Below are 24,514 nucleotides of genomic sequence, written 5' to 3' on the forward strand. Positions count from 1 at the left end.
TTTAAGAAATGATATTTTTTAAGAAGTAAGGACTTCCGTAAGTGGGAGGAGGCTTAATTCGAAGAATCCCTAAAATCCCACCTATTACTTTTGAAAAAGCTGGAGGCAAAAAATGTTACGATCAGAACTTAAGTTAGAAAAAGAAGAAACGAAAATATATCAATATATTGAATCAAAGTACCCTCATTTAGTTGATAAATATGTAAGCTGCGTGTCTAAAGCTCGACTTTTGATTATGGAAAGAATGGTCAATGCGTTGTTAAGAGAAGGCTTTTTTGAAAATGAGCAAATCGAAAGTCAGCTTTCTTCCTCTAATCAGTTAGAATTTCCTGTCAGAAAGGGGATACTGATCATCCCAATTTCTGATCGATATAGTTACAACAGATTCAAGATTGATGAAAATCCGATGTTGATTGAAAATCAATCTCCTACTGAAATTGTCCACCCTGCCTTTTTACTGGAGGTCATGAAGGATGTGAAGGAAGAGCAAGCAGCAACCTTTACGAACTTACATGGACTTCAGGCAGAGCTTTCCGATAGCGTTGCAAATATGGGGCTGGCTCTGTTGTTTCAACAGGTGAGAACCGAAGAGCTACAGAATGTGATTTCAGAAACAGAATCAAAATCAATTTTCGAGCTAGCGGGAGTGCTCGCAGAACAAAATCATCGTTTTGATGAAGCATTGTTTTTTGAACAATTATCTGTGTCAGGGCATTTGCTACATCCATGTACAAAGTCGAAAATTGGTTTAAGCATTGATGAAATCATGGACTATTCAGCTGAATTTGATTCCTCTGTCCCCGTGTATTTTGCTGCTATACATAAGGAAATTGCTTATCATAACCCAAAAATAAAGAGCGAGGATATTCATCAGTTTTGGTTAAAAGAATATCCCGAGCTTGCCAGTGAAATGACGAAAGTATGCTTAGAAAACAATCAAAATTTTGATGACTTTTATATCATTCCAGTTCATCCCTGGCAGAAGGAACATACTATGAGTTCCCTTTATTCAGAAGAAATCGCAAAAGGACAAATTTTGTTCGCTGAGACCTCCGTTCCAGTAAAGCCGACATTGTCGGTTCGCACAGTTTTACCTGAAAAGAAAAATTTTCATATGAAACTGCCAATCAATGTACAAATGACAAGTGCGGTGAGAACCATTTCGCCGAACTCCATTCATAATGGTCCTGAGATTACCTTAATCTTAAATGAGATTTTAAAAAGAGAAGAATCCCTAAATGATACTCTGGCCATCATAGGTGAGGAGATTGGTGTGCGTTTTCAATCAAACGATGCATCTGAACCGAACTTTCGTGATAGGAACAAGAATTTATCTTACCTTATAAGAAAAACGCCAGCTTCATTTTTAGAGGAAAGAGAACATGCTGTAGTGGCCTGCGCCTTGTTTAATCTTTCGCCTGTTACGAATGATCTTTTAGTATATGAAATTTTTGACCAATTTCATTTGCGAAATGCTGAAAATACCTTGCAAGAGAATTTAGTTCTTTTCTTTGAAAAATACATGACTGTTGTCCTTTCTAGTGTGATTCCATTGATGACGAAATACGGAATTGGTTTAGAGGCACATCTGCAAAATACGTTGATTGTATTGCAAGAGTATGAGCCTGTAAAAGTAGTAATTCGTGATTTAGGTGGGGTAAGAATTGACACCAATCGTTTAGAACGGAAGGGGTTTTATGGAAGCTATTTTCCTGGGTCCGCTACGATTAATCCCGATGAAGTCGGAATGCAAAATAAGGTCATTCATACCGTCTTTCAAAGCCACATCGGTGAATTGACCTACTATTTAGCAAAAAAGTATGGAGTTAGCGAACAATATTTCTGGGATCTTGTAAAACAGATTTGCACTGATATATTCGAAGAGTTGGGAAAGGATGAGACGATTCGCGCGAACATAGAAAGTGATCGGGCGGCTATATTAGGAAAGACCGTCCAAACGAAAGCATTAACCCTCATGCGATTAACGGATGATGTGACCGATTATGCTTTTATTGATTTGCCGAATCCGTTATGGTCATAAGGACAGACATCGTATCCCGATTGCTTTTAATAAATAAAATCTTTTCAAATAATTTATGGGCAATGGCATATCGTGCCTTATGTTCTAAATAGGAGGCGATTAGAGTGAATGTTAGTGTGAATAAGGAATGGCTCGTTGACCAATTAGGAAACGGGCAGGTCAAAATTATTGATTGCCGATTTGAATTAGGAAAGCCGAATGAAGGAAAACGCCTGTATCAAGAAAGCCATATTCCTGGTGCTTATTACTTTGATTTAGAAAAACAATTGTCCTCACCGGTATCAACACATGGCGGAAGACATCCGCTTCCAGATATAGATCAACTAAGACTTGAAATTGAAAAGGTGGGAATAGACAATGCTAAAACCGTTGTTGCCTATGATGGTGGGGAAGGTCAGTTTGCCTCTCGCTTTTGGTGGTTGCTTACCTATATGGGACATGAGAATGTATTTGTGTTAAATGAAGGCTTTAAAGGGTGGGAAGAAGCAGGTTATCCAACCACCGAGGATGTTCCTGAACTTGAACCCGCTTCATTTAAAGTCGACCTTCAAGAAGAGATGTTAGCTACGTATGAAGATGTAAAGGAGATTGTCTCAAATAAGAAAAACTCTCCAATCCTAATTGATTCAAGGGATGAGGCACGATACTTAGGAGAGGTTGAACCAATCGATCGGGTTCCTGGGCACATTCCTGGAGCAATTCATAAATTTTGGGCAGGAGGAATCGAACAAGGTTCATTTAAAACTGAGGAAGAACAGGGAAAAAGATTTGCCGAGTTAGCTGAGGATGAACCAATTATTGTTTATTGTGGCTCAGGCGTTACCGCTACACCAAATTATATGGCTTTAAAAATGGCAGGATTCCACAATGTAAAGCTATATGCCGGAAGCTATAGTGATTGGGTCTCATATGAAGAAAATCCAGTAGCAAAAGGAAAAGAAACAAGGTAATTCAACCTTGTCATCGGGTCAGTTCGCCAAAGAAGTAGGGTTACCTATACTGGTGGACTGATCCTTTTTTATGTTGAGCTTCGGTAAAAATCTTCAGGCTTGTGAAAGGGAATACCACTTATTCATAAACATCTTTAAATATAAATAGGCTAAGATATTGGGGTTCATTTGGAGCAGGGAGTTTTTCTTAGGAATGTACCCATGTACTCATCCTTTTGTCCCATTTTTTATACCAACTATTTTCTTGTAAATGTTATGATGGAAAGAGATAACCAATTTTAAGGAGATTAAATATGACGCAGAGTTCGATCACTCGCAACAACGATTAATATCAAAAGGGGTTTCAGCAAATATAGTGATGAAAGAACTAGATTACCAACTGCACAATATAGTAGAAAGTGATAACGATCTTTATCATTATTGTACAGCCATCTATATGTTTATCGATACAACAAAACAGACGATTGAATACATCAATGCTGGTCATCCACCAGCCATTTATCTTGATAAGAACGGAAGACAAAAAGAACTAAAAACGACCGTCCCACCGATTGGTTTATTCAAGGGAATTGATTTTCATTCCTCTACCTTTTCATATACAAAAGGGGCAAGGCTCCTTCTTTATACAGACGGGGTATCAGAACCCCTCGAAGAAAATCGTTTAGGTTCCTTGTTAAAAGATTCTACAACGCTGACCTTAGAGAATGTAAAAGATAAACTATCGAAAACTCTCGAAGAAGATGGAAACAAATGTTATAAAAATGACGACCAGTGCTTTATTTTAATTGATTTAAAATAAAGCTGGTCGGACGCATGATCTAGAAGGCGGAAAGGTAAAAGAAGGCAGGTGAACACATGATGAATCTAGCAAAAATAGAACCCATTTCAATCCCTGCAATCAGAGCAGAAGGTATGGATGCCATTGTCGAGTGGTTCAGTCAGCATAAACAATCCTTCTATTTACTTGGTCGGACTTATCGTCTGAATCAGCAGCAAATAGAAGAGCTATTTTATCGGGCAATCCTAAAAGTCTACAAGGAATTGCCTCGATTTAAAAGTGAAACATCCTTTGAATTGTGGGTTACATCAATTTTTATACATATTTGCCGGGAGCTTTCTAAAGATAAAAATGTACAAGTTTCAGAGGAAAGTCTACCAGTTCCGGATGAGCTTAAACACCTAGATCGATTAAAAGCGACTGAGAGAGAAGTAATGGTACTTAACTTTCTAAAAGGATTCTCCAAGGAGGAAACCGCACAACTTCTCCAACTTCCTGTCGAAAAGGTGAAAGAGCTGTTGTTTGCTGGAATCCAGTCACTTAGAACAGAAATGGGACACGGAGCAAGCTTTCATGGTTGTAAAGAGTACCATAAGGACTATATCGAATACCTAGAAAGAACGATGGACCGCGCGAGAAAGATAGATTTAGAGATACATATTTATCATTGTCCAGACTGTCAGGAGGACCTCGCGACCTTTCAGGATGTTCTGTTAACGATGCAGAATCTTACGGAAAGAATGGAGGAATTCCAAGTTCCCGTTGGCTTCATGGAGAACATCACAGATCGGCTGGCTGAAAAGGAAAAGCATCGCCAACAGAAAAGAAACAAACGTAAAAAGATCGGGTTAATCGGTGTTGGTGTTTTCGCATTTATCCTGGGAATCGGTTTTTTCACAGGGGTGTTTACCAACCTCTACTATGCCTGGACGGAAGATGACCAACAATTGGTTGCCTTTCTACAACATGATCTTGGTGAAAGGTTGAACCTCGAGGCAGAAAGTGATGGAGTAAAAATTAACATCAAGAGTGTGATTGCAGATGATGTTCAGACACTTGTTTTTTATGAAATAGAAGATACAACTGAGGACAATCAATATAGTATGGATTACCATGATGGGATTCTTGTCGAGAATGAATATGAAATCATGGATCTTGCAAACTATCCAAGGTATTCTCCTCCTGACCTTGAATCGGATGTAAATAAGGAAAAAAAGAACGTGTATCATGGAAAAATTAGTTTGCGGCCACTCGTAACGGAAAATGGGACCATTCATCTAAAAATCACAAAGCTACAAAAATTGATTCGTGATGCTACCAATGTTGGAGCTTATGGAATGGAAAATAAAACAGGAGAATGGAGTTTCGAGATCCCTGTTACAAAACAAACTTCCACCGAATATGTCTTAGATGAAGAAACAGAAGTTGAGGGGATTGCGGTTCGCTTTGATAAGCTAAAAATTGCCCCAACGGCAACCATTTTGGAATATGGCATTTCTCATCAGCGATCAGATAAGCGAATGGATTATCTTAATTTTAACCATTTAGAAGTTAATAATAAAAAGGTGAATGTAGATCAGTATGGAAGTTCCTATATGGACTCACAGCGGGACAGGAATTGGACTGCGTTTCAAGCACATTTTGACCCTCTGTTTGGAGAAAAGCCAGAAGAGTTCAATGTTCAATTTGAATCTGCTCACTTATCCTTTGACGATCCAAAAACGGTTGAACTAGAAGCTTCTCAGGAATACCCTCACACGTTTGAATATGCAGGGAGTACCATCTCCATCGACAAGGTGGAAGTAGGACAGCCTACCAAAGTTGTCTTAAGCAATCATGAAATTGAAGACCGTGCCTTTGAGTCGTTTCAGTTCGATATTAGGGGCGAGGATGAGCATGAGATTTATTCGATGGATATGAATGCAGAGGGAGTGCTTGTTGATAAAAATGGAAGAGAATATGATATGAGTCGTGTAAACCCTATCTCGTATGAAGAACTCGAGCAGCCCCGTTATTTTTATACGGTTCAAACAATAGGGTTGCACAGTAACGGCGGAGAAAACGTCATTCCGAAAAGGCTGGAGATTTATGGGTATAGCACAACAAAGTATTTGGATGAGGTTGTGAAGCTTTCGGTGGAGTAACTTTAGAACGGTGGGTTTTGTGTATCTTCTGTTCTTCCGTCTGAGACGTTTATTTGACGAAGGTTGTTAAAGAGCAGGCAAGTCGATGAATATATTTTAGAAAGATAGGTTGGTTGATAAGAGGTAATGAAAGGAAGATTCAATGGAACCAAACAAAGTGAAGCCATTTCTCCTCAAAAATATGACCATCTATTCAGAGACCAACATTATTGACAATGGCTATGTAGTCATTATTGATGGAAAAATCCAGGAAGTTGGATCACTATCAAAATTGGTAGAAGAAGTGAACTACGAAGTGATGGAACTCCCAGCAGGATCCATCTTAATTCCTGGCTTTATCGATGTTCACATTCATGGAGTTAATGGAGCGGATACGATGGATGCAACGCCAGAAGCTTTAATGCGGATGGCCGAGGCATTGCCACGAGAAGGAACAACGAGTTTTCTCGCAACAACCATAACCCAAGAACGAGAAGCGATTGAACGAGCGCTTGTTAATGCAGGCGTGTATATATCTTCGCAACCGCTAACTGGAAAAGCTGAAGTTCTAGGGGTTCACCTTGAAGGTCCTTTTATTAATAAAAAAATGGCAGGGGCCCAGCCAGTCAACCATATTATCAGCCCTGAAACAGCCTTGTTTCAGGAATGGCAAGCCCTATCAAAAAACAACATCAAACTTGTTACATTGGCACCGGAAGTTCCAGGGGCATTGGAGCTCATTTCTTATCTAAATAGCACTGGAGTGATTGCTTCTTTAGGGCATACGGATGCTACCTATAACGAAGTCAAGAGTGCAATCACCAAGGGAGCTAAACAGGTAACGCATCTGTTTAATCAAATGAGGGGGCTACATCATCGAGAGCCGGGAATGGTAGGAGCTGCTTTTCTCTATGATGAGTTAAAGGCTGAATTGATTGTCGATGGCGTTCATGTCACACCAGAAATCGTTAATATAGCTTACCGCCAAAAAGGAAGCAAAGGGTTGCTGTTGATTACCGATTCCATGAGGGCAAAATGCTTGAAAAATGGAAGTTATGATTTAGGTGGGCAGCAGGTGAAGGTGGAAGACGGGAGAGCCGTATTAGAAGATGGCACTCTTGCCGGAAGCATATTAAAGCTAGGTCAAGCGGTTAAAAACATGATGAATTATACGGGGTGTTCACTTGCTGAGACAATAGAAATGGCTGCAGTCAATCCTGCAAAGCAGTTAAACGTCTATGAGCATAAAGGGAGCATCAAGAGAGGGAAGGACGCTGATTTAGTTATTCTCGATCAGAACTATAATGTGTTTATGACATTTTGTCGCGGAGAAATGGCTTATCAAAGGGAGAAGGCAGAATTCAAGGAAGATTAAAGTAGTAAATTAGCACATATATCTATTTATTGATTACTGAGGTAGGGGATAATACAGAATAAAAGGGAAATGATTGGTAGGACAAGCCTGTTCCTAACTAGAAAAACCGCCGTCTGTTTGACGGCGGTTTCTTCTGTAGCTTATTTACCTGTAAGTTGAGCTTTTTTTAGGTCAACACTCTTAAGGTCGAAGCGATCAGCATTCATTACCTTGACCCAAGCCGCGATAAAGTCACGCACAAACTTCTCCTTGTTATCATCTTGAGCATACACTTCTGCAATGGCACGTAGTACCGAGTTTGAACCAAACACTAGGTCCACTCTAGTGGCTGTACGTACAACTTCTCCTGTCTTACGATCACGTCCTTCATATACGCTTTCGTCAACAGGCTTCCACGCTACACCCATGTCTAGAAGATTAACAAAGAAATCGTTCGTAAGTTGGCCTTCACGATCAGTGAATACGCCGTGACTAGTTCCACCATAGTTTGTACCTAGTACACGCATCCCACCAATTAGCGCTGTCATTTCTGGTGCAGTCAGGTTTAAAAGCTGAGCCTTATCGACTAGAAGTTCTTCTGGACTTATACTAAACTGCTTCTTTTGATAGTTGCGGAACCCATCAGCGACAGGCTCTAACACGTCAAAACTTTCTGCATCTGTTTGCTCTTGTGTTGCATCGCCACGTCCAGGAGCAAATGGAACAGTTACATCAAAGCCAGCATCTTGTGCAGCTTTTTCGATTGCGGCACTACCGCCAAGGACGATTAGGTCTGCAATGCTGACTTCTTTATTGAAACCATTCTGAATGCTCTCAAGAACATCAAGCACTTTTGCAAGTTGTTCGGGCTGATTTACTTCCCAATCCTTTTGCGGAGCAAGACGGATGCGGGAACCGTTCGCGCCACCACGATGATCGGAGCCCCGGTACGTACTAGCAGAAGCCCAAGCAGTGGCAACTAGCTCACTGACTGTAAGTTCTGAGTCTAGGATTTTTGCCTTAAGCTCAGCTACGTCTGCATCTGTTAAATCATAATTACCCGCTGGTACAGGATCTTGCCAAGTGAAATCTGTTTCTGGAACTTCTGGACCTAGATATCTAGCTTTCGGACCCATGTCACGGTGCAATAATTTGAACCATGCACGAGCAAAGGCATCTGCAAACTCAGCTGGATTCTGGTGGAAACGACGAGAAATCTTTTCGTACTCCGTATCATAACGCAATGCCATATCAGCCGTGGTCATCATCGTAGGAACTTTAATGGATGAATCTTCTGCATCTGGTGCAAGATCCTTCTCATCTGGATCGACAACATGCCATATATATGCTCCTGCAGGACTCTTAGTCAACCACCATTCATATCCAAACAAAAGGTCAAAATAACCATTATCCCACTGTGTTGGATTAGCAGTCCATGCACCTTCAATACCGCTTGTAATTGTGTCACGACCTTTGCCGGAGCCATAGGAGCTTTGCCATCCTAAGCCTTGTGCTTCAATCGGAGCAGCCTCTGGTTCTGGGCCAACTAGTGAAGCATCTCCTGCACCGTGTGCCTTACCAAAAGTATGACCGCCAGCGATTAGTGCCACGGTTTCTTCATCGTTCATTCCCATCCGACCAAAGGTTTCTCGAATGTCTTTAGCACTTTTAATTGGATCGGGCTTCCCATTTGGACCTTCTGGGTTTACATAAATAAGCCCCATCTGAACGGCAGCGAGTGGATTTTCAAGGTCACGCTCGCCTGTGTAACGATTATCATCTAGCCATTCTGTTTCCGCACCCCAGTAGATGTCTTCTTCTGGATGCCAAATGTCTGCGCGTCCTGCACCAAAGCCTATGATTGGACCTCCCATGTCTTCAATCGCAACATTTCCTGCCATAACAAGTAAATCAGCCCAAGAAATCTTGTTACCATACTTTTGCTTGATTGGCCATAGAAGTCTACGAGCTTTATCAAGGCTAGCGTTATCAGGCCAGCTGTTAAGTGGAGCAAAGCGTTGGTTACCAGTTCCACCACCACCTCGGCCATCACCTGTACGGTATGTACCCGCAGCATGCCAAGACATACGGATAAAGAATGGACCATAATGTCCATAGTCAGCAGGCCACCAATCTTGGCTGTCTGTCATTAGGTCTTTAAGATCTTGCTTAAGTGCATCATAATCTAGTTTTTTAAATTCTTCTGCATAATCAAAGTCTTCTCCCATAGGATTAGATTTTCTGTCATGCTGGTGGAGAATATTTAAGTTTAAAGCATTTGGCCACCAGTCTCGATTTGCCGTTCCACTTGATTTGTTGCTAGTCGCACCTCCGTGAAACGGGCATCCTCCGATGTTACTATTTTCCTTCGCATCCATTTTTCATCTCTCCTTTTGAGTAGGTTTAGTAGTATATATTATGCATCTAGTTAACTTAGAAACTAGAGTGATAATCATTTTTATGTAATTGATTCAATTATATTGTGAATTAAATTGAATGTTGGCATATGCAGAATGAGACCAATTATATTATAGCAACAAGAAAACCCCTCGTTGTCTTGGAAAAAGTACAAAATTATGAAACTTTAAAGGTAAAACAATTACTCGTTGTGACTTTAGTCACTTCGCCCGCGAAACGCTAGATTTTTATGCAAGAGTACTCCATTCTGTTCTGTTGGATTCATGACAAAGAGAAAACATAAATACAATTAGAACAAAATCATCTTATGAGAAATGCCAAAATCCTGATACCCGAACTATTATATTAAGGAGATTAGCTGATTATGATAGATATATGGAAGTTTTGGGACCACCGGCGAAGTAACACTTCACTTCACTGGGTACCGAGCCACTGGCCTCAGAACAATTCGAGCCAATTACCTGGAAGGTGATGCTTCCAGATAATTGGATGGTGCCTGGCACCTAAATGAAACTTTTGCACTTTCTTTTCGTATATAAAGTAATGAATCTTTGAAGGGAGTCTATATGGAATCAATTTTACTATTTTCAGTGATTATCGGGGTGGCTTCTTCACTCATTCTTTTTCCCTTTATACAAACGAAGAATAAGAAGAATGAAGAGAAAGGGGCTAATATCCAATCTGGCTTTCTCTTAGCATGTATCGTTCTCCTTACCGCCGTAGTTTTTGTCTTTTTTTACCTCACGAATCTTGACCGCAATTTTTCCTCTGTTTGGCTTTTAGCACTTGTCGTTACTGCTGCAGGAGCAGTCTTTGCAACTGGGATTGAAAGAATGGTCAAAGGGATTTTATTCTTAGGAACGCTCCTTTTCAGTATCTATTTAGGAACGGCTTTCCTATTTAATGCTGATGAAAAATATGAAGTGGCTAGCATGGCGCAAGAAACGGAAATTGAAGTATTTGATGAAACGAAAACCCCTGCAAGCGTTCCTCCTCAGTTTGCACGTAATAAAATGAAAAAGGCCTTTGGCCAAGTTCCAAATACGAGTTATTATGAGCTTGGAAACTTGCAAATTCAAAAGGTAAACGATGAATACGTTTATATTGCTCCTGTTGAGTTTTCAGGATTTTTCAAGTGGTGGAATGGCGATACTACACCAGGATACTTCACGATTAGTGCCACAGATTCAACGGATAATCCGAAGTTTATGAAAGCAGAAATAACGTATACACCTTCCTCATTTTTTAATAAAAATTTAGAGCGACATATGCGGATGAAATACCCGGAAATCATTTTTTATGGGGAACCTCAATTGGAAATTGATGATGAAGGGAAACCGTTTTACATTCGCTCATACGGGGAGTTTATTTCTGGACGTAATGGTTTTGAAGTAAAAGGAATCGTCCTCGTGGACCCTTCTTCAGGGAAGACGGAAATGTATGCTTTAGCCGACGTTCCTGGATTTATTGATGGGGCTGTTTCCCCAGAAGCTGTTAGCTTACAAAATAGCTATTTTGGTAATTACGCAAATGGATTCTGGAATAGTAAGTTTGGTAAATCTGATGTAAAACTTCCATCTGATGAAGGAACAGAAGCAAATGTGAGTCCGATTTTTGATGAAAACGGAGAGATGCATTATTTTACTGACTTTACCAGTCCGAAAGAAGGCGTCGATTCGATGCTCGGCTACTCCCTTACGAATTCTAGAACAGGGAAAGCAACTTACTTTACTGGTAATTTAGAAGAATCTTATATGGATTCACAAGGTACTCTTCAAATTATCGAAAAGAAGTTCATTGAAAAGAAATGGGATGGCGAAATGCCAATTCTTTATAATTTCTATGGAGAAGCAAGTTGGTTAACTCCAGTTTTAGATGCAAATGGATTCTTACAGAACTATTTTATCGTCTCAGCGGCCAATCCTGAGATTTCCGTGTATGGGAACACGCCAAATGAAGCGTTAAAACTATATAAAACGGCTTTGCAACGTGGTGGTGGAACCGTTGACGGGACTTCAGAAGCAGAAGAAAAACAAGTGAGTGGGAAGGTGGTACGCGTCTACAAAGAAAAAGCAGACAACGCGACGATTGTTTACTTCTTGCTAGATAATGACCAGAGTTACATCATCTCCTCTGAGAACGCCCCTAAGGCGATCTATTTACAGCCAAATGATGAAGTGAATGTAACCTACCTCGATACAGGAGAAGAATTTTTGCCAGCCAAAGCCATTGACATTGAAGAATTAAATTAACAGGAATTAGCAGGTGCCAGGCACCTTCCAGATAATTGGGAGGTGCCTGCGTGCGTTTCACCGTGAAACTTATTGGTAATTAAGTCGTATGTAAATAAATGGAGGGATGGGTATGGGTTTTTTTACAGCAGTCTTGATTATTTTAGTTGTTGTCGTTGCTGATTATTTTCTGTTTGATATGGATAATAAGCGATGGGGATGGATGAAAAATAGTTCAAAGTTCACAAAAACGCTATTTTTCTCAGGTTTTATTATCGCTTCCATTTTGATTTATCTGGGGATGAGTAGCGAATATTTCCTGTAATGTGGCATTTGATAAAGGGAAAGTAGAAAGAAGACTTAATCCGAATGTATTTTCGATAGGATGAAGAGAGTTTATAGTTATCAGTTTACTTAGTGGATTAAACGAAGCGATAATCTCATGTCATCGTTTTTCTTAAGGTATAACGGGTGCCAGGCACCTTCCAGATTCAGTAAGTAACGCTTTACTTCACTGGCGGCCTGACCCCGTTATTATATGATTTAATAATCTGCTTTTACATTAAGAAGCTTGTTGCTCTACTTCGACTCTTTTAATAAAGATGCTAATAATGAACCCAATCACTGCAACCGCAATCGCAAATAGAAAGGCATCTTGAACACCAGAGGTAAAGGCAAGTAGAGGATTGAGTGGATCCGTTACATCGGAAACATTTTTCATAAAGTTCTCAACCCCAGAAGATAAAATAGAAATCGCTACGGCCGTTCCAATCGCACCAGCCACCTGTTGCAAAGTGTTCATAATCGCTGTTCCATCTGGGTACAGTTCACGAGGAAGTTGATTTAAACCATTCGTTTGAGCAGGCATCATAATCATTGAAACACCGACCATCAAAATGATGTGCATTGCAATAAGAAATGCGGCAGATGTTTCTAAGTCAATCGTAGAAAAACCAATTAAAGCCGCCGTTACAAGGACCAATCCTGGAATGACTAACCATTTAGGTCCAAAACGGTCAAATAAGCTACCCATCACAGGAGAAAGCAGTCCATTGATGATTCCACCAGGAAGGAGTAGAAGTCCTGCAGCAAATGTACTTAAAGCGAGAGAAGTCTGTAAGTATAATGGCAACAAAATCATCGAAGATAAGATAATCATCATACAAGTCAGAACCAATAATAGCCCAACAACAAACATTGGGTATTTAAAGGCGCGGAGGTTTAACATCGGCTGTTTCATTCTTGTTTGTCGGAAGCTGAATAAGATTAATGCTAGAACTCCGGCAGATATGGAGATGATCACGATGGGTTCTCCCCAGCCGCCGCCTTCACCCGCACTGCTAAATCCGTACACCACTCCGCCGAAACCAATCGTGGATAGGACGATTGAGAGAAGATCAATCTTAGGTTTCGTTGGTGTGGATACATTTTGCATAAAAATCATACCAAAGATAAGCGCAACTACTAAAAACGGAAGTGACACCCAAAAGATCCAATGCCATGAAAGCGACTGAAGAATAAGACCTGACAGTGTTGGTCCTACGGCAGGCGCAAACATGATGACTAGCCCTAAAAGACCCATCACTTTTCCGCGTTTATAGGGTGGAACAATCAATAAAATCGTATTGAACATAAGTGGGAGCATCAAAGCTGTCCCCATTGCCTGAACAACACGAGCAATCATTAAGAATGCAAAGGAAGGGGCGATGGCTGCGATAAAGGTACCAATAATGGATAACGCGAGTGATACGATAAATAATTGCCTTGTGGTAAACCATTGTAAAATAAGTCCCGAAACAGGGACAAGGATACCTAGGGTTAATAAGTAACCGGTTGTCAGCCATTGAACCGTCGTTTCTCGGATTCCAAAATCCTCGATTAAACTATTTAATGCCATATTTAAAGCTGTCTCACTAAACAAGCCGATAAAGCCGGCGATTAGGAAAGAGACGAGGATCGGGACTACTCTATATTCACCCGTTTTCCCGCCTGTTGTGTTTGACATTTGTGTGTCATGATTCATTGGTTCTTCCTCCTGTTGTCTTTTTACAAAGTATCGTTGGAATTTGCTTAGCAACGACACGCAAAGTATCTCCACTTTTGCGAGTCAATGAAACCGTCGTGGCCCCTTCAAGCAGGACATTAATGGTGATTCCCAACTCTTTTGCCGCTGTTTGCTCGTATCCATGTTGTTCGAGTGTTTCTGCATAAAGAGCTTGCCAATCTTGAAAGGTTTTTTCACATGCGCATCGAAGGGTTTCATGCGTAAATGCTGTCTCTGATGCCAGCAGCCCGACTTTCAACCATTCGATTGAATCCTCCGAATCATAAAAGTTGGCAATGTTGTTGACATGCTGTTGAAAGGCTTCGATGACATCGTCTGAGGAAAGTAAAGCATGTCTCGTTTGTTCAAGAACCCGTTGCTTCACAAGGCGAATCGCTTCTAAAGCAATCTCCTCTTTTCCTTTTGGAAAGTGATAATACAAAGAGCCTTTAGGTGTACCACTCTCCTCAATAATTTGATTGACCCCTGTTCCGTTATATCCCTGTCGCTGAAATAATCGAGTTGCTGTTTCTAGAATCATTTCTCTCGTATCTTTTCTGCTCATTAAAGATCCACCTTTAGTAATTATAGAGATTGGTCTACATAAATATAATCAGGCGATACACCAATGTCAATTACAATGCATTCATGGTGTTATCCCGGTGGGACAAAGGGGTTAGCTCACAACATTGTCCCAAAGCTCTTGATACATGAGTGTGGTTGGTGGTCTAATCCTGTTCTGTTTTTAAAACTTTCCACTTTTATTCTCAGTGAGCCATGTGATAAGATTACTCCTTGTTCATTGATAAAATCTTAGGAGATGGAACAGTTGAAATTGAAATCTTTATTTCAAGATAAATGGGGAGTATTCGGAATCGCCATCATTTGTACATTGCTGTGGGGAAGTGCTTTTCCCGTTTTAAAGTTAAGTAACACGGAATTGCAGATTGCTGCAAATGATCCGGTAGCACAAATCGTCTTTGCAGGGATGCGTTTCTTGCTAGCAGGGCTTATTTTATTAACGTTTCTATTCGTAACGAACCGCAGACAATTGATTGTCAAACGGTCTCATTTGCTGATATTAATCTTATTTGGAACGATTCAAACAGCCGTCCAATATTATTTCTTTTACATCGGGCTATCAAATGTATCCGGAATGCAAGGAGCAATTTTATCTTCAAGTGGGATCTTCCTTGCCGTGATTTTAGCGCATTTTTATTATAAAAATGACCATATGAATTGGAAAAAAAGTGTTGGGATTTTAGCAGGGTTCGCTGGAATTATCATTGCCAATTGGGGCAAAGAATTTCAGTTTGATTTTCAACTAGCTGGAGAAGGCTATATGATTCTAGCGGGTTTGACCAGTGCAGTGGCGACCATCATGACAAAAGAGTTAGCAACAGGGATATCACCTGTTACCTTAACAGGTTGGCAGTTAACCATTGGTGCCACCTTGTTACTCATTATTGGTGTTCCGCAATTAAGTGAAAATGCAATCATCTTTACAGGAGTTGGCTGGGGATTGCTTATTTATGCAGCGTTCCTATCATCCATCGCGTTTGCTCTATGGACAAGTGTTTTAAAGTACAATAAGGCTGGCGAAGTAAGTATTTATAATTTTCTCACACCAGTTTTTGGTACGATTTTGTCGGCATGGCTGGTACCAGGAGAAAGTCTGAACCTAATGGTTATCGCCGCGATCGGATTTGTTGCCTTTGGAATCATTATTATGAATATGAACTATTCTAAAAAACAAATCGCTCCTGCTGGGCCAGTAATAAAGCAAAAAATTAGTTAGAGATACAGGTACCGAAAACTGTCTCTTGGCGGTTTGTGGAACCATGAAACTGGGTGTCAAAGTACACTTAACACTGTGATAAAAGAATAGCATTGTGTAATTGAAGGTAATAAATATACAACATAGGCTTCTGTTTTGAAGTGCAAAATATGAAACGATACACTAATTAGTAGCCCAAATCGCTTATGATTTGGGCTATTTTTATCCAGTAAAAGGGTAGCTTTTTCTGTTGTTAGACTACCATCCCCCTCAATGCTCTGAAATGTTATAATTTTATAAAAACAATGAATTTGTAGGGAGAGGGGATGGTTATCATTACGATACACGATAAGGTGAGTACTGGGTTAGCTGGGTTTGATCAGGCGATTGACATGCTACGCCTTGGTGATAATGTGGTTTGGCAGGTCGATTCTGTTCAAGATTATTTGAAAGTGGTCACTCCTTATGTCGCGCAGGCGAAGCAGGACCAACGCAAGCTTGTGTACATTCGCTTCGGCAACCACGAGCCAATCTTAAACGATGATTCAACTATAAAAGTTTATCAGGTGGATGCGACAAAGGGCTTTGAAAGCTTTGCCTCTGAGGTTCATCACATCATCGAACAGGAAGGCAAGAGAACCTTTTACGTGTTTGATTGTTTAACAGACTTGTTAGAATCTTGGTACTCAGACTTGATGATTGGGAACTTTTTTAAGGTTTCTTGTCCGTTTTTATTTGAACTTGATACGATTGCTTATTTCGCGATTATTCGTAATGCTCATACATACAGTACGATTGCAGGAATCCGTGAAACCACTCAGTTGTTACTTGATTTATATGAAGTCAACGAGAAAATGTATATTCATCCTTTAAAAGCATCGGAACGATATTCGCCAACGATGTTTTTTCCGCACCTTATTAAAGGACCGGAAGCCATCTGCATAAGTGCAAGTTCTGAAATAGCCGAGTTGTTCTCAAGCATTAACCGTGGGGAAGAACGTCTGGATTACTGGAATGTGATTTTTGCGAATGCAAGAGAGGCACTTAACCTAGACCAAGAGCAACAGAATCAAACAAAAAGATTATTAATTTCACTGCTAATTGGTAACGAGTCAAGAATGTCTGAGTTATGTTATCAATATTTTACGCTGAATGATATTTTGAATATCGCTTCAAGGGAAATTGGAACCGGCTTTATTGGAGGAAAGAGCGTCGGAATGTTATTGGCGAGAAAAATCCTAGAAGAGGATGAATCAAACCGATTTCAGCCCTATTTGGAGCCGCATGACTCGTTTTACCTTGGGTCAGATGTCTTTTACACCTATATCGTTCAAAACGGTTGGTGGAAGCTGCGCGTCAAACAGAAAACGGCGGATGGTTATTATCAATTTGCTCAAGAATTAAGAGAGAAACTATTACACGGGAAATTTCCCGATAAAATAAAAGAAAGATTTGTCCAGGTACTCGAATATTTCGGACAATCACCAATTATCGTTCGTTCTAGTTCTTTATTAGAAGATAATTTTGGAAATGCCTTTGCTGGGAAATATGAAAGTGTGTTTTGCGCCAACCAAGGAACACCTGAGGAACGGTATGAAGCCTTTGTGCAGGCAATCCGAACCGTTTACGCGAGTACAATGAATGAGGATGCGTTAACCTACCGGATGAACAGAGGCCTTTTTGAAAAAGATGAGCAAATGGCAATTTTGATCCAGCGTGTTTCTGGAGACCATTATGGCGAATCGTTTTTTCCGCATATCGCTGGGGTAGGAAATTCCTCAAATCTTTATGTATGGGATAAAACCATTGACATGGAGGCAGGGATGCTCCGGCTTGTATTTGGTTTAGGAACACGGGCGGTAGACAGAACGGTCGAGGACTATGCCAAAATCATCTCTCTCGATGACCCTTTACGTAGACCACTGATGGCGATAGAAGATGAAAAGAAATTCTCGCAACACTATGTGGATGTGCTTTCACTTTCGAAGAATAAACATTTGACGAGAAGAGCGGATGATGTTCTTTTAAATGATTTAGGGATAGATAAACAGCTATTTGCTAAAGTAGACGGCGAAACGTTAACCCGAATGAAGGAGCTAAAGATTAACCATTTAAATGTTCCATATATTCTAGACTTTCAACGCTTGCTTAAAGAAACTGAGTTCGCCAGTCTGATGAAAGACATGCTAGCGCGATTATCTTCCATCTATGAGTATCCTGTCGATATTGAATTTACGGGGAATTTTAAAGAGAATCATCCTTTTAAAATTAATCTCCTGCAATGTCGCCCCTTGCAAACAAGGGGGTTAGGGAAGCCAGTTGAAATGCCAAAACAACTGGATAAGGATGATTGCTTCTTTTCTCAGACAGGAAATTTTATGGGTGGCAATGTTCGCTTGCCAATCGATTATGTCGTGTTTGTTGATCCGCAATCTTATATTGAACAAAGTGAACAAGGCAAGTATGCCGTCGCTAGAATGATTGGGAAAATCAATACAGCGTTAAAAGGAAAAAACGTGATGTTAATGGGACCAGGAAGATGGGGAACGACGACTCCTTCCTTAGGAGTACCTGTCCATTTTACAGAGCTAGCGAATATGTCCGTGATTTGTGAGGTAGCATCGAATGACGGCGGACTCATGCCGGAATTGTCTTATGGAAGTCACTTTTTTCAGGACCTAGTGGAAACAGGGATTTTTTATATTGCGATTTATGATGGTCAACAGGATGTTGTTTACCATCCTGAAAAAATCTTGGGGAGAGAGAATTGCTTGTCCACGGTTTTGCCTGAAGGTGCAAAATTGGCAAATACAATCCATATTGCCAAGACCACTGGGATGGAGGTTTTTTCAGATATTGTCACCCAGAACCTTTTGTGTAGATAGTTTGAGTTTTTTCGGAAGGAGGATAGTTTTTTTAAAGGGATACCTTTTTAGGTATTCTTTTTTCATGGGGCTAATCGTTTTCGTGGTACTTTTTTATACATATTATTTTATGCTGAGGTAAAGATAAATAAATGAAACGCATTTCCAATAAATACAGAAAGGAGAATAGACATGAACAAAAAATGGTTTCTGTTGTTAGCTAGTCTCATGTTGTCTGCTTTAATGGTTGCAGGCTGTGGAGCGAATGATGATCCAGCTCCACCAGCAAATGAAAATCAAGAACAGGCACCTTTAGAGGATGATCTACAGGATGCGGAAGAAAATATGGAAGAGCCTTTTGAGGATGCCGAACAGAATATGGAAGGCACCGAGGAAAACATGGAGGAACCATTCGAAGATCCTGACAACGATGGAAACGATGAAATGGATCCAAATCCTGCCGAAGATTAATAACGATTAAAAGCTTTTACAATTTGTAAAGTCCCATAGTATGGGGCTTTTTTTCATGATTTGATGATTAGTAGGCAGTCATGTTAGGAATTTCAGGATTCTTTGATCAGTCCTCCGTGAGCAACGCGTTTCTTTCCTGGGGGGCTGATCCTGTTTTTCTGTTCTTCTTCTAGCAAAAAGTAACATATAACTATTTATTGTTTTGGGGACGTTCTTTTATGATTTTACCAGTAGAAAGAATATTATTAATTTTTTAGTTAATGGAAGCATAAGAACCGTCCCCATGCTTTGTGTTTTGTTGCAAATGCAACAAAGTTGGATTATATTTAATACATCCTATATTTATTGCATTTGCCATAAAATTTGATTTAAGGAGTTAATGATGAAGGAAATTCTTCGTGAAATTGGTATGATTGCAAGAGCTTTAGATTCTATCAGTAATATTGAGTTTAAAGAATACGACCTTACAAAAGGGCAGTATTTGTACCTTGTGCGTATATGTGAAAATCCAGGAATCATTCAAGAAAAGCTAGCTGAGATGATAAAAGTAGATCGAACAACAGCAGCTCGCGCGATAAAAAGACTTGAAATCAATGGATTTATTGAAAAGAAAGAGGATGAACAAAACCATAAAATTAAAAAACTATTTCCAACAGAGAAAGGACAGAACGTTTATCCTTACATAAAAAGAGAAAATGATCATTCCGATAGGGTTGCATTAGAGGGATTTTCTGAACTGGAAGTGGAGACTTTATCTAATCTTCTCTTAAAAGTGAGGAAAAATGTCGAAGTCGACTGGGAATTCGTTAAAAAAGGAAACAAAAGAAATTATTGATGAGAGAAGGAGCGACCTAGCAAAATGACCATTAGTATAAAGAAGTGCACTCTTGAAGATTTATTGATCCTTCAAAAAATAAGTTATGAAACATTTAATGATACATTTAAGGACCAAAACTCCCCCGAAAATATGGACGCCTATATGGAAAGGGCATTCAACTTAGGACAACTAGAAAAAGAGTTAGCCAATTTTTCTTCGGAATTCTTCTTTGTTTATCTTCATAATGAAGTCGCTGGATATTTAAAGGTTAATACCAATGGTGCCCAGTCAGAAGAAATGGGTGATGATTCACTCGAAATTGAGAGGATTTATATAAAGAACATATTTCAGAAACACGGACTTGGGAAACATCTATTACATAAAGCGATGGAATTGGCGATGGAAGGTAATAAGCATAAAATCTGGCTAGGCGTTTGGGAAAAAAATGAAAATGCGATTGCTTTTTATGAAAGAATGGGGTTTGTTCAAACTGGAGCTCATTCATTTTATATGGGGGATGAAGAGCAAACGGACTTTATTATGGAAAAAACACTCATCTGACTTACTCCCCCGGAGCAAGCCCATGTTGGGGTTACAGGCAAATTCTATAACCTTCCAAGTAAATTGGTAAACTTGGATACTATAAAATCCTGAGGGAGTGCAGAGTGGGGGGGGATTTTTCCCCGAACCTAAAAAAAGGCAATAATCCTTTCTCTCCATACTACAAACAACATGCTATAATAACCTAGTTATAAAACTATTTAACCTTATACCTTTTGTGTTAAGGAAGCAGGTGGTCAGATGATAAAGACACAAAAAACTGCATATCGTTGTCCGATGACCTTAACCAATAAGGCAAAGGATAAAATGCGAGAGCTCGGTTTGGATGAGCGATCGTTTTTTTTATTAGAGCAATCGTTTCACATTTATATAGAAAAGTATCCGCAATCGGGAGATGGCCTTGTTTCGGCTGCCTTATTTCTAGACTTGGAGAGAAATGAAAAACTGGCAGCGAAGTTTAATATGTTTGTCATTGTTCTACATTGTTTGGTGAAGCCAGATCGATTGGTTGTAACGAATGTAACGACGAGGCCGGCCCATATTCCGGCGGCGTCTAATTGGCGTGTTCCGGCAAGTTTCAGGTTTGACTTGAATAGTCAAAGCAGCGGACCGTTACCGTATGAGTTACTGAACCTGATTCACAACATGCCGGTTGCCCAGGAAAGCTCCATGTATGTAAAGAAGCGGATTGCGAGCTGGGAGGGCTACCTGAAAATCCAGGAGCAGACTGCGGACATTCCTGACATTACCACTCGTTATTCCGGACTTATTTTTAATGATGATTTCAGCCGGGTGAAAATAACAGGCTGTCGGCTGAATGAAAAGGAATGGAAGTCCCTAAAGGATATGAGTGTCAAGCTTAAGGGAGTAGACAAGGACATCGGCAAAGTGCTGAAAGCGAATCGTTCGGCTTCCACGGTTGAGGTAGAATTGCCTGCGTATATGGAGGATCAGGCTCGTAGGGGTCAGCTTGATGCGCAGCCAAGGGAAGTCGTTTTTAGCAACTTTGCCACCTTAAGTCAGGTAAAAAGACTTCGACAAGGGTTTAAGCAGCTCGAAAACGGTCTGGCTGCGAATCCCGAGCTGGAACGTCTTTTGTTTGAAAACAAGCCGCCTGTCAAAGAGATTAAAAAGCAGGCTAGGCTGCAGTTTCACAATCAGCTGAACGAGTTCCAGAAGGCAGCGGTCACAGGAGCGATGAGTGCGGAAGACTTATACGTCATTCAGGGGCCCCCAGGAACAGGAAAAACAACGGTTATTTCTGAAATCTGCTTGCAAAATGCCAGGGCGGGATTGTGGACTCTTGTCGCGTCGCAGTCGAATTTGGCAGTCGACAATGCTCTCGGCCGGTTATTGGCCAACAAGGATATTCGAATTCTCCGGGTCGGGCGCACGGAAAGCATTGAAGAAGAAGGTAAAAAGTTCATTGAGGAAAATGTCGGGCAGTATTGGAAGGACCATACGCTAAAAGAGGTATCCAGTCAATTTGAAACGCGAAAGCAACGGGAAACTGAAATTGAAACGGAATGGTCTGATAATGAACGGGAACATGATCGACTTCAACAGGAGCTTGTAAGGGTAGAGGCGAAGCTTGAAGCGAAAAAGAAAGCCCAAGAGCAATCTAGCGAAATTCAGTCTATTATTAATAAACTAGAAAAAGATATTCATGATGCACAACAGGAAAGGGACACAGCTCAGCAGCTTTTACAGAAATACGCACAGTCTCTTCGCCTGCTGAGTGACACGATCGAAAAAGACGAAAGCTTCCTCGCTGAAGCCGCTGACGATAAAACCATTCAAAATGAATGGGAAGCTAACCAGCAAGAAATCGAACGTCTGAAAGCTAGTGCAGTCATTCAGGAACTTGAAGACGAAATCCTTGAGCTAAAACAAAGGATCGAACAGACTTCTTCTGCTGAACTTGAGAAATGGAAAGAGGCTGTAACACAGCAGGAAGCTTTAATAGAAAGAACAACTGCGGCCAAAAAACTCGACAGTTTAAAGTGGCTGATTCTTGAACAGAATCTTACTCGGACCTTACAGGTTCAGTCACAAATAGAGAAGCTTAATCATCTTCGCGAGAGAAGTAGCCAGCTGGAAAAGTTAAAGACATATAATGAGAAATTAAATCCTGCGATTTCCTATCTTGAACAGCTTTTGGCCGATCAGTATGAGCAGCTTCGGGAACAATTGAAAACCACGCCTCCCGTATCGACAACGGCTGTCGAGATTGACCAAATTTTAGATAAACTGAGAAGCGAATTAAAAGCAAAGTCCAAAATCCAGCCGGAGAGGCTTGTAGCCTTCCTTAAGGGGCTGTATGGACGAAGGAATTATATTTGGAGAAAAGCGGAGCAATTAAAGCTGAATGATACAGAGAAAAAAATGGCACAGGATGCGCTCCAACATTTGAAAAAAGAACTAATCGTCCAGTTAAATCCTGTCCTAGAAGACCGTAAATTAATGTTTCAGAAGTACCAAAAAGAAGTGGCCGAGCATGGTTCCAGGCTTTCTTTTTTACAAAGCAAGCAAAAGCAATTAATGGAATCAGCAGATCTGATTCCAAATGCGATCGAATTGCTTCATGAGAAAGAAACAAAAGGGTTGGAGCTCCAGAAGATGAAAGAGCAGCTCGAGGAAGCCCAGATGCGGGTTGAAAGAAATCGCCAAAAGCAGGACCAGGAGGCTCAACAGTTAGAGGAAGCAGAGCAGAAGGAAGGACAAATTGAAGATCGTCTATTAGAACTTTCCAAAATGCTTAGAGAAAAACAAGCTGAGTTGGTTCCGCTAAATGAGATCATTGCAACCGAACCTGAACAAGAGCACGAAGAGGTATTAAAGAAGCTGGCGAGTGTTTCTTTTACCCGGGAGTCTTTGAAACAGGAAAAGGAGAAGTTGCCGTTGTTTCAGTCTGTCCAGGGGATGTGGCAGTCCATGCTGGCAGAAGCAAACGATCATGATTTGAATGAAATCAGAAAGCTGTATGTGAAGCATGCGAATGTAATTGGGACCACATGTGTGGCATCGGCCCGTAAAGATTTTATGGATAGCTACCCTGTGTTTGATGTTGTCATTATTGATGAGGTATCTAAAGCAACACCGCCTGAACTTCTTTTGCCGATGCTAAAAGGCAAGAAAGTTATCCTTGTGGGCGACCATCATCAGCTGCCGCCGCTTTTGGGTGATGATACCCTCGAGGAAACTTTGCAGGCTATGGCCGAGGAAAGTGAAGACTTTGAAGGGAAGGCTGAACTGAAGAAGCTGTTGAATGAGTCGCTATTTGAGCGCTTGTTTAAAAACTTGCCACAAACCAATAAAATGATGCTTGCGATTCAATATCGGATGCATGAAAACATAATGGAGACGATTGCGCCATTTTATAGGCAGGAAAACGAACAGCTTCAATGTGGCTTAACCGACTCCGACCGGGATCGCGACCACAAACTGTCATCGCCACACATCAAGCGGAATCATCATCTTCTATGGATGGATATGCCGAATGAGCCTGGATTTTTTGAAGAGAGAATGAAGGGTGGAAAAAGTCTATATAATCCGGCTGAGTTGAAGACGATGGCTGAATTGCTGAAGGAATTGGATGAGGCAACAGCTGAGGCGAAGCAGGCCGGAAGAATGGAAGCCGATGAGAAAAAGAGCATTGGGGTCATCAGTTTCTACGGAGAACAAGTAAAAAGGATTGATCGGATGCTTCAACAGGAATTACGTTTGCCCAACTTAACCATCCGTACTGGGACAGTGGACAGGTTCCAGGGCATGGAGATGGATGTGATATTGCTAAGCATGGTGCGTAATCATGATAATAAGCAGGATGATATCGGCTTTGCCAAGGACTACCGTAGGCTGAATGTCGCATTATCCAGGGCCAGAGAGCTGCTTGTGATGGTCGGTAGCACGAAGATGTTTACCGAGCGGTCGAAAAATCGGGGAGCTAGGGAAATGTATACTCACGTTTTAGAATCTGCGAAAAAACAAGATGGATTGCGGCCCCTAGAAGAGGTGCCTGTACATGGATAAATTGAAAAAGAAATTACGGGCAGATTTACTCAAAAATCCGGCAGTGCAAATCA

At 40.7% G+C, this 24,514-nt stretch carries 16 protein-coding genes; 13 read left to right on the forward strand and 3 right to left on the reverse strand.

All coding sequences use genetic code 11. The features are described 5' to 3' along the window. Nucleotides 1-112 precede the first annotated feature (112 nt). From BMX30_RS06115 to nagA, 5 genes are all read left to right on the forward strand, one after another. Entirely contained in the window at nt 113-2,041 is a 1,929-nt protein-coding gene (locus BMX30_RS06115) for an IucA/IucC family protein (RefSeq protein ID WP_090742306.1), read from the forward strand. Between the two features lie 104 nt (nt 2,042-2,145). Further along, nucleotides 2,146-2,991 carry a sulfurtransferase gene (locus BMX30_RS06120; RefSeq protein ID WP_090742309.1) on the forward strand — a complete coding sequence of 282 codons (846 nt, stop codon included), beginning with the start codon at nt 2,146-2,148 and terminating at the stop codon, nt 2,989-2,991. Between the two features lie 328 nt (nt 2,992-3,319). After that, on the forward strand, nt 3,320-3,790 hold the full coding sequence (locus BMX30_RS06125) for a PP2C family protein-serine/threonine phosphatase (RefSeq protein ID WP_280139940.1): 471 nt from the start codon (nt 3,320-3,322) through the stop codon (nt 3,788-3,790). 56 nt (nt 3,791-3,846) lie between these two features. Continuing rightward, nucleotides 3,847-5,913 (forward strand): DUF4179 domain-containing protein, encoded by a 2,067-nt coding sequence (locus BMX30_RS06130; RefSeq protein ID WP_090742312.1) that lies wholly within the window; start codon nt 3,847-3,849, stop codon nt 5,911-5,913. A gap of 142 nt (nt 5,914-6,055) precedes the next feature. Beyond that, nucleotides 6,056-7,267 carry an N-acetylglucosamine-6-phosphate deacetylase gene (gene nagA, locus BMX30_RS06135; protein ID WP_170843802.1) on the forward strand — a complete coding sequence of 404 codons (1,212 nt, stop codon included), beginning with the start codon at nt 6,056-6,058 and terminating at the stop codon, nt 7,265-7,267. A gap of 140 nt (nt 7,268-7,407) precedes the next feature. On the opposite strand, the gene katG is transcribed toward nagA, so the two are convergent. Continuing rightward, nucleotides 7,408-9,624, reverse strand: coding sequence for a catalase/peroxidase HPI (katG, locus tag BMX30_RS06140; protein WP_090742314.1), 2,217 nt, complete (start codon nt 9,622-9,624; stop codon nt 7,408-7,410). A gap of 606 nt (nt 9,625-10,230) precedes the next feature. On the opposite strand from katG, the gene BMX30_RS06145 reads away from it, so the two are divergent. Together BMX30_RS06145 and BMX30_RS06150 are read left to right on the forward strand one after the other, a co-directional pair. Continuing rightward, nucleotides 10,231-11,916 (forward strand): hypothetical protein, encoded by a 1,686-nt coding sequence (locus tag BMX30_RS06145; RefSeq protein ID WP_090742318.1) that lies wholly within the window; start codon nt 10,231-10,233, stop codon nt 11,914-11,916. A gap of 112 nt (nt 11,917-12,028) precedes the next feature. Further along, on the forward strand, nt 12,029-12,220 hold the full coding sequence (locus BMX30_RS06150) for a hypothetical protein (protein ID WP_090742322.1): 192 nt from the start codon (nt 12,029-12,031) through the stop codon (nt 12,218-12,220). A gap of 237 nt (nt 12,221-12,457) precedes the next feature. Here the strand turns inward: BMX30_RS06150 and BMX30_RS06155 are convergent, their stop codons facing one another. Beyond that, nucleotides 12,458-13,900 carry a DHA2 family efflux MFS transporter permease subunit gene (locus BMX30_RS06155; protein ID WP_090742740.1) on the reverse strand — a complete coding sequence of 481 codons (1,443 nt, stop codon included), beginning with the start codon at nt 13,898-13,900 and terminating at the stop codon, nt 12,458-12,460. A 7-nt stretch (nt 13,901-13,907) separates the two neighbouring features. Then, the gene (locus BMX30_RS06160) at nt 13,908-14,504 is read right to left on the reverse strand and encodes a TetR/AcrR family transcriptional regulator (RefSeq protein WP_090742325.1); all 597 of its coding nucleotides are present in this window, start codon (nt 14,502-14,504) and stop codon (nt 13,908-13,910) included. A 264-nt stretch (nt 14,505-14,768) separates the two neighbouring features. Between BMX30_RS06160 and BMX30_RS06165 the strand changes: the two genes are divergently transcribed. The 6 genes from BMX30_RS06165 (at nt 14,769) to BMX30_RS06190 (ending at nt 24,461) form a co-directional block, all read left to right on the forward strand. After that, nucleotides 14,769-15,737, forward strand: a complete 969-nt coding sequence (locus BMX30_RS06165; protein ID WP_244532507.1) for a DMT family transporter — start codon at nt 14,769-14,771, stop codon at nt 15,735-15,737. 305 nt (nt 15,738-16,042) lie between these two features. Next, nucleotides 16,043-18,601, forward strand: a complete 2,559-nt coding sequence (locus BMX30_RS06170; protein WP_090742328.1) for a PEP/pyruvate-binding domain-containing protein — start codon at nt 16,043-16,045, stop codon at nt 18,599-18,601. A 171-nt stretch (nt 18,602-18,772) separates the two neighbouring features. Continuing rightward, nucleotides 18,773-19,051 (forward strand): hypothetical protein, encoded by a 279-nt coding sequence (locus tag BMX30_RS06175; protein ID WP_090742331.1) that lies wholly within the window; start codon nt 18,773-18,775, stop codon nt 19,049-19,051. A 382-nt stretch (nt 19,052-19,433) separates the two neighbouring features. Further along, the gene (locus BMX30_RS06180) at nt 19,434-19,886 is read left to right on the forward strand and encodes a MarR family winged helix-turn-helix transcriptional regulator (protein WP_090742334.1); all 453 of its coding nucleotides are present in this window, start codon (nt 19,434-19,436) and stop codon (nt 19,884-19,886) included. A gap of 24 nt (nt 19,887-19,910) precedes the next feature. Further along, complete coding sequence (gene paiA, locus BMX30_RS06185) at nt 19,911-20,429, forward strand: spermidine/spermine N(1)-acetyltransferase (RefSeq protein WP_090742337.1); 519 nt, start codon at nt 19,911-19,913, stop codon at nt 20,427-20,429. 240 nt (nt 20,430-20,669) lie between these two features. Next, nucleotides 20,670-24,461, forward strand: a complete 3,792-nt coding sequence (locus tag BMX30_RS06190; protein WP_090742341.1) for a DEAD/DEAH box helicase — start codon at nt 20,670-20,672, stop codon at nt 24,459-24,461. Nucleotides 24,462-24,514: the final 53 nt, after the last annotated feature.

The organism is Mesobacillus persicus, assembly GCF_900109925.1.
GTDB lineage: Bacteria > Bacillota > Bacilli > Bacillales > Cytobacillaceae > Mesobacillus_B > Mesobacillus_B persicus.